Source organism: Streptococcus sp. CCH8-C6 (assembly GCF_001557225.1).
Lineage (GTDB): Bacteria > Bacillota > Bacilli > Lactobacillales > Streptococcaceae > Streptococcus > Streptococcus sanguinis_C.
On the sequence record NZ_LSJN01000004.1, the window covers coordinates 1 to 2292 of the forward strand.

Annotated in this window: 2 protein-coding genes and 1 pseudogene; all 3 read right to left on the reverse strand. The window is 34.2% G+C overall.

Features of this window, described 5'->3' with window-relative positions:
- Nucleotides 1–77: 77 nt before the first annotated feature.
- Complete coding sequence (locus AX677_RS00085) at nucleotides 78–683, reverse strand: DUF1269 domain-containing protein (protein ID WP_002916827.1); 606 nt, start codon at nucleotides 681–683, stop codon at nucleotides 78–80.
- Nucleotides 684–1371: 688 nt separating this feature from the next.
- Nucleotides 1372–1887, reverse strand: a complete 516-nt coding sequence (locus AX677_RS00090; protein ID WP_002916825.1) for an HdeD family acid-resistance protein — start codon at nucleotides 1885–1887, stop codon at nucleotides 1372–1374.
- 218 nt (nucleotides 1888–2105) lie between these two features.
- Nucleotides 2106–2292, reverse strand: a pseudogene (locus tag AX677_RS00095) (XRE family transcriptional regulator); the annotation flags it as partial.

The following is a 2292-nucleotide window of genomic DNA, read 5'->3' on the forward strand; positions in this document are numbered from 1 at the left end:
TAGGATAGCTTTTTTGTTTTTCGTAATCAGAGATGGACTGTTTACCGATTCCTAATTACCTCAGTCTCTTCAGTCTGTTAATTTTTTTTCGAAAATTTCTCTTTAATATTAGCTTTCAATTTATCAAATTTTTCACGACGAGCTTCTTTTTTATCCGCAATTAAGCGAGCTTTAGCTTGATGCTCTAAATCTTCTTGAATTTTGAGAGCTGACTCTATTTCTGCCGCAACAGTAGCGACATCCCACCTAGCAATGTGAACCTGATACTTTTCAAAAATAGAATTTAAAACAGATTCATCATTTTCTTGTACAAGTGCAATAATAGCTACTTCGCCATTTGTCAACTTATTACTAACGGTTGTAATTAATACCGAATTGGCCAATTCTTTGTCTGAACCAACGGAGGCGCCAATTGCTCCACCAGCAGCAAAACCAAAGAGAACACCTAGTGGTCCACCTAAAATTCCGATTAAACTACCAATTAATCCGCCTTCGAAATAATCATCTCCTAGGGAATCCATCAAATCAAAGCTATCTTTGACGTTAACAACACCATTTTCAGCTTTTACAATTGAAGCCTGAGCTAATTTTGTATTTTCAGTTTGACCAAACTGTTTTAATTCTGAAAAGGCCTGAAAGGCTTCACTTTCAATATCAAAAATTGAGACAACAACATTTTCCATGGGCTTACACTCCTTTATTACTTTATAGAGATAGAATAAAATCTCCTATATTTAGTAGTACAAAATACTGCTACACAAGGTGAATTATAGCATACAATAATCTTTTATGTAATATACAATATTTTACAAAGAGATTGAGGTTTTATTACAAAACTTATATTCTATAAATTAGACAACTTTAAAATTTTGATTAAAAAGAAAGATTTGGATAGAGCTGTTGGTAGACTTAGGAAATTTTAAGAACATGCATTAGTTAAACTCAAAATACAAGAAAAGCCTAAAAAGACTATACTGTAAGTGACAAAACAAAACAGGAGGATAGTCCAAATGAGCCACTTACATTAGTCCTGTGAAATACAGAACTAAATCCTTCACTTAAATTACTTGTCTAACTTTTTGGGGTCAGTACAAACAGTGCTTTTTTTGTTGAAATCGCAAAGAATCTAAGCTTTCTTTTTGCAGATAACATTCGCTCTTTTATTTTCGGTATGATTGAGTCGATGCCCCGTTCTCGACCGGTTATTATTGCAACTTATCGAATGCTAGAGCACTATGCCATCACTTTTTGGAAGAATACTTGGAGCAATTCTACGCAGAATGGAATGCGAAAAAGTGATAATTAAAGAGACGAAAAAGCTGAGAATATGATTTCCCAGCTTTTTTGAATGCGATAGAAATAGCAACTAGACTATTTACGAAAGGCCTCAATAATGTAGGTGAAGCCAGTAACTAAAAATGAAAAGGCAATGACATAAACGACAAAGACACCTGTAGCCACTGGATTGAACAGAATCACTAGACCTAGTAAAAATTCAAGCAAGGCTACCCACGTGATATTGCTACCAATAATAGGGAAAATCAATCCTAGACGAATGCCTTTAAAGAAAGCAATAATGGCTTCTACAATTAACCAAATTCCTACAATGGTCGGAATGACGACCGGCAGGGTCACAAAGCCATAAGCAACGAGGTAAAGAGCTAAGAGAAGACTAACAAACCCTTCGAAAAGATAAACAGGTGAGCGAAGCTCTTTTGGTGCAGAGAAATAGCCTAAAATAGCTGCTATAGAAGAAACCAGTAAACCAAATGAAATCCACCAGCTGTAAGCAACAAGATTAGCTACTGGGTTTGTAAATAGGAAAAGTCCTAAAAGGACAAAAACAACTCCTGCAAGGAATAGCAGTAAACGATTAGAAAATTTCATTTCAATACCCCCTATATAGTATAGTTTGTTAATAAAACTATTGTACTTATTTTTATAGAAAATGTCAATAAAATAAATAAACAATTTGGAAGTTTCAGTCTGACTTACAAAAAGAAAAGGAGTTTTCACTCCTTTTCACAGATTGAAGACAAAGTCCTTATAAAAGTGTCTTCTAAAGATTTTAACTTCAATCTGAAGCGAGGTTATCCTCGCTTTTTCTATTTATCAAACAATTCCTTATTTTCAATTAAGAGTTCTAGTGGAGATTTATCCCTTGCTACAATAAAACCAGGTTCATATTGGTTATGAAGTGTTCTTTTCTGAGAAGTTGGATCAATATACAACTCATCTCCATCTTCTGTGTATAGTTGGTTGCCTCTTGTTAGGTAAAGTAAATCCTCTAAG

Coding starts and splice junctions, on each gene's coding strand:
- AX677_RS00085 (WP_002916827.1), bottom strand. CDS start 683: ATGGAAAATGTTGTTGTCTCAATTTTTGATATTGAAAGTGAAGCCTTT.
- AX677_RS00090 (WP_002916825.1), bottom strand. CDS start 1,887: ATGAAATTTTCTAATCGTTTACTGCTATTCCTTGCAGGAGTTGTTTTT.